Below are 6,769 nucleotides of genomic sequence, written 5' to 3'. Positions count from 1 at the left end.
GACCACGTCCAGGTAGTTGCTCAGGCCGACGAAGCGGGCGAGCGTGATCCCGTTCCACTCGAACAGCGACAGGTGCACCGCACGAAGCAGCGGGTACAGCAGGAAGGCGCCGTACACGAGCAGCGCCGGCAGGAGGTACAGGTACCCGATCCGGCGCGGCTCTCCGGGCGGTGAACTCACTTGCCGGCGAACTTGCTGTAGTCGGCCTCGAGTTTCTCGAGGAACTGCGCCGGTGTCGCCTTCTTCGCCAGCAGGTCCTGCAGCGCCGCGCCGATGGTGTCGTACATCGTCGGCGTCGCGTAGTCGAGGTACGGCACCAGGCCCTCCTTGCTGACCGCCGTACCGAAGCTGGTGAAGATGTCACCGGCCAGACCGGCCGGGGCCTGCTGCTCCGAGGTGTCGGCGATCGGCAGGTTGCCGGTGCTGGTCAGGACCTTCATCGCGTCCGGGCTGGTGATGAAGTTGATGTACGCCGCGGCCGCGTCCGCGTTCTTCGCCTTGTTGGTGATCGCGAACGGCAGACCGGTGCCGCCGGTGACGACCGGCTTGGCGTCGGCCTGCTCCCCCGGCGGCAGCATGAAGCCGACCTTGTCACCGAGCGCCTTCTGCAGGTCGGCCTGCAGCCAGGTGCCGGCGATCAGGAACACGCCGTTGCCCTTGCCGAAGTCCTGCCAGGCCGGGTCGTACCCCTGTCCGTTGAATCCCTGGTTGAAGTAGCCCTTGTCCACCCAGGAGACCAGCGCCTCGGCGGCCTTCGTGTTCTCCGGGGTCTTCCAGGACGCGCCCGGCCGGCCGAACGCGAGGGTGGTGATCTGGTCGGCCGGCACGTACCGGTCCTGCACCGTGCCGAACACGTGGATCGCCGGCCACTTGTCCAGGTTGCCGAACTGCATCGGCACCTCACCGGCGGCCTTCGCCTTCGCCAGCGCGTCCTCGAACTCGGCCCAGGTCTGCGGCGGCTGGACGCCGAGCTTGGTCAGCTTCTCCTTGTTGTAGTAGATCCCGACCACCTCGCCGACCTGCGGCAGGCCGTAGAGGTTGCCCTCGCCGAAGGTCTTGCCGTCCGCCGAGTAGCGCGAGTACTGCAGCACCGAGCCCGGGTACCGGCTGCCCCAGTCGTAGGCCTTCGCCCACTCGTCCAGCGGCACCAGTTGGCCGGCCTTGACGAACTCGCCCATGTCCGAGCGGCCGTTGTTCGCCTGCACGACGTCGGGTGCGTTGTTCCCCGACAGCGCCAGTCGCAGCGTGGTTTTCAGGTCGTCGAACGAGCGCGAGACCCGGTTGACCTTGATGTTCGGGTACTTCGCCTGGAACTGCTTGACCAGCTCGGCCATCTGGGCCGCCTGGCCGCCGCGGACCTCCTGGTCCCAGACGGTCAGCTGGACGTCGCCGAGGGCGGCCGCGTCGGTCTTCACCGTGCTGGGTGCGCTGGTGCTGCCGCTCGGGCTGTCGGATCCCGGCGTACAGGCTGCTGCCGTGAGCAACAAAGCCGCCGAGGCAGCGATGACTGTCTTCTTCACAAGGGAACTCCTCAGTTCAGCGTGTACGTGTACCCGTGGCCCGTCAGACCGGTCAATACCCGTTCACGGTGCTCCTCACCCCGCAGCTCGAGCTGCAGGGCGACCTCGACCTCGTCCAGGTTCAGCGTCTCGGAGATGCGCTCGTGCAGCACCTCGATGATGTTCGCGTCCAGCGCCGCGAGCTCGGTGAGCAGGGTCGCCAGACCGCCCGGCGTGTCCGGGATCCGCACGCGCAGGGACAGGTACCGGCCGGCCGCGGCCATGCCGTGCCTGATCACCCGCATCAGCAGCAGCGGGTCGATGTTGCCGCCGGACAGCACCACCACGACCGGCGGCCTGAACCGGCCCGGCTCGTCCAGTACGGCGGCCACCGCGGCGGCGCCGGCCGGCTCGACCACGAGCTTCGCCCGCTCCAGGATCAGCAAGAGGGCCTTGGACAACGAATCCTCGCCGACGGTGCGCATCTCGCCGACGTACTGCTGGACCGCCGCGAACGGCACCTCGCCGGGCAACCCGACCGCGATCCCGTCCGCCATCGTCGACATGTCGTCCAGCTGGACCGGCTCACCGGCCGCGAGCGAGGCCGGGTACGCCGCCGCGCCGGCCGCCTGCACGCCGACGACCTCGATCGGGATCCCGTCGCGCTGCATCGCGGCCGCGATGCCGGCGACCAGGCCCCCGCCTCCGGTCGGTACGACCACCGTCCGCACCTGCGGGCACTGCTCGACGATCTCCAGCCCGGTGGTCGCCTGGCCGGCGACGATGTCCGGGTGGTCGAAGGGGTGGATCAGCACCGCACCGGTCTCGGCCTCGAACGCCCGGGCGGCCCGCAGGCAGTCGTCGATCGACGTGCCGGCGAACCGGATCTCGGCGCCGTACGCGCGGGTCGCCTTCTCCTTGGGGATGGGTGCGCCGTGCGGCATGAACACGGTCGCCTTGATCCCGAGGAGTTGCGCCGCCAGCGCCACGCCCTGTGCGTGGTTGCCCGCGCTCGCCGCGACCACACCTCGGTTGCGCTCGGCCTTCGACAGCCGGGCCATCCGGACGTACGCACCGCGCAGCTTGAACGAGCCGGTCCGCTGCAGGTTCTCGCATTTGAGGAACACGTCGCCGCCGACGAGCTCGCTCAGCCAGCGTGAGTACTCCAGCGGAGTCGGCGCCACGACGTCGTGCAGCAGGTCCGCCGCGCGGGCGATGTCCTTGGCATCGATCACGCCCTCACATTACGGCGCGGCGGCGCTACCCGCTGATCATTTGGTGAGGACCGACAGTTGGTTGCGCATCACCCGGCGGACCGGCGGATCCAGGTGGCGGTCCCAGTCCGGATGGCGCTCGCCGCGGAGCAGGGCGTAGTACGCGAGCGCCTCCGACAGCGCGGCCTCGCGCAGGTAGCCCCGAGCCAGCGGCTGCTTGCCCCGGCCGTTCGGCCGCGGCCGCCGCTCGTACGCCGCGTTCGCGGTGAAGATCCCGAGTCCGTAGAACACGGTGAGCAGATCGGTCAGCGGCTCGTGGTCGGGCCGGTGCGCGAACGAGATCCGGCCGCCGCCGAGCAGCAGTTCGTGCCCGGCCTCGTGCGCGAAGATCGCCACCAGCGCGACCGGGTCGGCGGCCAGCGCCGGTGCGAGCTGGATCTCGTTGCCGGCCACCCCGCGGATCCACCGGCCGGACTGCTCCCTCACCACCCCGCGGAACGCCGGACGTCGTACGCCGTCCGCGGCGAGCCCGAAGCTGAGCGCGCACTGCCCCGACGGCAGGTCCATCCGCTCCGCGACCCGGGCACACAACTCCTCGGCAGCGGCGAGACCACCGTCGTACCCGGCCGGAACCAGGTCGTCGGGCAGCACGATCGACCGCATCAGCACGTCCCGCCCGAACTCGCCGGCCAGCCAGTCCATCGACGACCGGATCCACCGCCGCCGGCCACCCGGCAACCGCTCCCGTGGCGCCTTCAGCTCAGCCCGCCGGCGCAGCACTCCTATCGGATTCTTCACCCGCCGCATCATTCCTGTGCGACGACGCCGTGAACCCTCCGGTTCCGGAGCTTCACTTTCGGTGACTACTTGAGCAGGAGCCTGCCGAGGCGGCGGGAGGCGACGTACATGCCGAGGGTGCCCATGGCGCCGAGGTAGAAGGCGTTGACCAGGAGGGTCCAGCCGACCGCGCCGGTGGTGAACGCGCGCTCGAGGACGACGCCCTGGTAGAGCGGGGTGATCTCGACCAGCCACCGGATCGCGCCCGGGTAGGTCTCGACCGGGTAGAAGGTGGCCGAGAACAGGAACATCGGGATGATCGCCAGCTGCACGAACTCGAAGTCCTGCCAGCTGCGCATGAACGTCGTCAGCGCCATCCCGGCCCCGGCGAACGCGAAGCCGATCAGCACCGAGGCCGGCAGCGCGAGCACCGCCCACCACGACGACACCAGCCCCATGCCCAGCATCACCAGGATGAACATCGCCGAGTAGCAGGCCCCGCGCAGCAGCGCCCAGGTCACCTCGCCGGTCGCGACGTCCCACGGCCGCAGCGGGGTCGCCAGCATCGAGTCGTACAGCTTGGCGTACTTCATCCGGAAGAAGATGTTGTACGTCGAGTCGAAGACCGCGCCGTTCATCGCCGAACTGGCCAGCATCGCCGGCGCGACGAAGGCGGCGTACCCGATCGTGGTGCCGTCGGACAGGGTGAAGTCGCCGACCAGCTGGGCGACGCCGACACCGATCGACAGCAGGTAGAAGACCGGCTCGAAGAAGCCGGACAGGAACACGACCCAGGACCGGCGGTACATCACGAAGTTGCGCTCGACGATGTGGCGCCCGCCACCGAGCCGGAGCGGGACCGGGACGACCCGGGTGGTCAAGGTCGCCATCAGCCGATCAACTTCCTGGTGAAGCCGCGGACCGCGAGCCACGTGCCGATCCCGAACCAGGACAGCAGGTACCCGAGGTTGAGCACCGTCATCCACGGCTCGACCGTGCCGAGGCTGAGGTCCCGGGACAGCTCGACGCCGTGCCACAGCGGGCTGACGTAGGCGAGCCACTCGATCCAGTCCGGCAACTGCGACACCGGGAAGAACGCACCCGAGAACAGGAACGCCGGGACCACGCCGAACCGGAAGATCATCGCGAAGCCCGCGTCGTTGTCCAGCTTCGTCGCGTACGCCGCCACGGGCGCGGCGGCGGCCATCCCGACCAGGAGGGCGACCGGCAATCCCAACAGGCCCAACGGTGACTCCAGACCACCGAACGCGGCGATCACCAGCAGGAACACCAGGCAGGTGCTCGTCACCCGGAACGCGATGAACGCGAACTGCCCGTAGACGACATCCGCCGGCCGCAACGGCGTCGCGATCATCGAGTAGTAGAACTTCTGCCACTTCAATCCGCTCATCACCGGGTACGTCGCCTCGCCGACGGCGATCTGCAGTCCGGTCGAGGCGAGCAGCCCGGGCGCGATGTACTGCAGGTAGTTCACGCCACCCAGGGCGCCGGTCCCGTTGCTGTCGACGAAGGAGCCGAGCCCGATCCCCATCGCGGCCAGGTACAGCAGGGGCAGCAGGAAGCTGCTGACCAGCGTGCCCTTCCAGGTGCGTTTGTAGACGGTCAGCCAGTAGTCGAACTGGCGACGCCCGTTCTCCAGTGCGAGCGCCATCAGTCCACCAGCGTCCGGCCGGTGAGCCGCAGGAACACGTCCTCCAGCGTCGAGCGCCGGACCAGCACCGCGGCCGGCTGCAGACCGCGCTCGTGGACCGCGGCGACCGCGTGCTCGCCGTCGTCGGTGTAGAGCAGCAGCCGGTCCGGCAGCACCTCGATCCGCTGGGCCAGGTCCTCGACCTTCCCGGCGAGGGCGTCGTGGTCGGCCAGCATCACGTCCGGACCGAACCGCAGCTCGGTGACCTCACGGGTCGAGTAGTCGCGGATCAGCTGGGCCGGCGACCCTTCGGCGGCGATCAGCCCGCCGTCCATCACCACCAGCCGGTCGCAGAGCTGCTCGGCCTCGTCCATGTAGTGGGTGGTGATGATCAGCGTCACGCCGGCCTGCTTCAGCCGGAACAGCTTGTCCCACAACAGGTGCCGCGCCTGTGGGTCGAGACCGGTCGTCGGCTCGTCGAGCAGGAGCAGGTCGGGTTTGCTGACCAGCGACCGGGCGATCGTCAGCCGCCGCTTCATCCCGCCGGACAGCTCGTCGACCTTGACCTTGGCCTTCTCGGTGAGCGCGACGAACTCGAGCAGCTCGTCGGCCCGCAACCGGCACTCGGCCCGGCTGAGCCCGAAGTACCGCCCGTAGATGGTCAGGTTCTCCCGGACGGTCAGCTCGGTGTCGAGGGTGTCGTCCTGCGGGCACACCCCCAGCCGGGCGCGAATCGACGGGCCCTCGGTCGCCGGGTCCATGCCAAGGATCCGCAGCGTCCCGCCGCTGGCCGGCGAGACCGCGCCGATCATCCGCATCGTCGACGACTTGCCCGCGCCGTTCGGCCCGAGGAACCCGAACGCCTCCCCACGCCACACGTCCAGGTCGATTCCCCGGACCGCCTCGAAGTCGCCGTACGACTTCCGCAGCCCGCGGACATGGACCAGGGACTCCCGCTGCTCACTCACAGCCCGACCCTAGACGCACCCGCTGACACTTTCTTGTCGTTTTGCGACCGGATCAGCCGCGGCCGACGTACGGCATCCCGGCCGCCATCACCGTGAGCGCGGGCACGGCGACCGACGTCGGCAGCTGCGCGATCCTGACGACGAAGTCGGCGACGATCTTCGGATCGAACGTCGGTTCCACGGCGATCGACCCGTCCGGCTGCAGCACGCCCTGCTCCATCCGCTCGGTCATCGCGGTGGCTGCGTTCCCGATGTCGATCTGGCACGCGGTGATCCCGTGCGCCCGGCCCTCCAGCTCGAGTCCCTTGGTGAGACCGCTGATCGCGTGCTTGCTGGCGGTGTAGGCGATCCCCTGCGGCCGCGGCACGTGCGCCGAGATCGACCCGTTGTTGATGATCCGCCCGCCCTTCGGATCCTGCGTCAACATCAGCGCGAACGCGGCCTGCGCACATAGGAACGACCCGGTCAGGTTGGTGTCGACCACCCGCCGCCAGTCGTCCTCCGACACGTCCGGTACGGCGGCCGCGGGCGCCCCCGTGCCCGCGTTGTTGACCAGGACGTCGATCCGCTCGAGCCCACCGAAGAACGTCCGTACCGCCTCCCCGTCGGCGACGTCCAGCACCGCGGTCCTGACTCGTCCCTCAGCGGACAGTGCGGCGG

7 protein-coding genes and 1 pseudogene are annotated in these 6,769 nt (G+C 69.4%); all 8 read right to left on the bottom strand.

Features of this window, described 5'->3' with window-relative positions; translation table 11 throughout:
- A pseudogene (locus tag E1218_RS34365) lies at nucleotides 1-180 on the bottom strand (sugar ABC transporter permease); the annotation flags it as partial.
- Nucleotides 177-1,520, bottom strand: a complete 1,344-nt coding sequence (locus E1218_RS34360) for an extracellular solute-binding protein (RefSeq protein ID WP_165949546.1) — start codon at nucleotides 1,518-1,520, stop codon at nucleotides 177-179. The gene E1218_RS34360 and the pseudogene E1218_RS34365, both read right to left, overlap by 4 nt.
- A gap of 11 nt (nucleotides 1,521-1,531) precedes the next feature.
- A complete protein-coding gene (ilvA, locus tag E1218_RS34355) occupies nucleotides 1,532-2,734 on the bottom strand; it encodes a threonine ammonia-lyase (RefSeq protein WP_132327215.1) in 1,203 nt (400 codons plus the stop codon).
- Nucleotides 2,735-2,770: 36 nt separating this feature from the next.
- Nucleotides 2,771-3,511, bottom strand: a complete 741-nt coding sequence (locus tag E1218_RS34350) for a hypothetical protein (protein WP_132327214.1) — start codon at nucleotides 3,509-3,511, stop codon at nucleotides 2,771-2,773.
- Nucleotides 3,512-3,576: 65 nt separating this feature from the next.
- A complete protein-coding gene (locus tag E1218_RS34345) occupies nucleotides 3,577-4,380 on the bottom strand; it encodes an ABC transporter permease (protein WP_132327213.1) in 804 nt (267 codons plus the stop codon).
- Nucleotides 4,380-5,162 carry an ABC transporter permease gene (locus E1218_RS34340; RefSeq protein ID WP_132327212.1) on the bottom strand — a complete coding sequence of 261 codons (783 nt, stop codon included), beginning with the start codon at nucleotides 5,160-5,162 and terminating at the stop codon, nucleotides 4,380-4,382. The genes E1218_RS34345 and E1218_RS34340 overlap by 1 nt, the downstream gene beginning before the upstream one ends.
- A complete protein-coding gene (locus E1218_RS34335; RefSeq protein ID WP_132327211.1) occupies nucleotides 5,162-6,109 on the bottom strand; it encodes an ABC transporter ATP-binding protein in 948 nt (315 codons plus the stop codon). Before E1218_RS34335 ends, E1218_RS34340 begins: the two co-directional genes overlap by 1 nt.
- Before the next feature lie 52 nt (nucleotides 6,110-6,161).
- Nucleotides 6,162-6,769: SDR family oxidoreductase (locus E1218_RS34330; RefSeq protein WP_132327210.1), on the bottom strand; the 608-nt coding region annotated here is incomplete at its 5' end.

This window comes from Kribbella turkmenica (assembly GCF_004348725.1).
Classification (GTDB): domain Bacteria; phylum Actinomycetota; class Actinomycetes; order Propionibacteriales; family Kribbellaceae; genus Kribbella; species Kribbella turkmenica.
The sequence above is the reverse complement of the archived record's forward strand: the minus strand, read 5'-3'. Positions and strand labels throughout refer to the sequence as shown.

Coding starts and splice junctions, on each gene's coding strand:
- E1218_RS34340 (WP_132327212.1), bottom strand. CDS start 5,162: ATGGCGCTCGCACTGGAGAACGGGCGTCGCCAGTTCGACTACTGGCTG.
- E1218_RS34345 (WP_132327213.1), bottom strand. CDS start 4,380: ATGGCGACCTTGACCACCCGGGTCGTCCCGGTCCCGCTCCGGCTCGGT.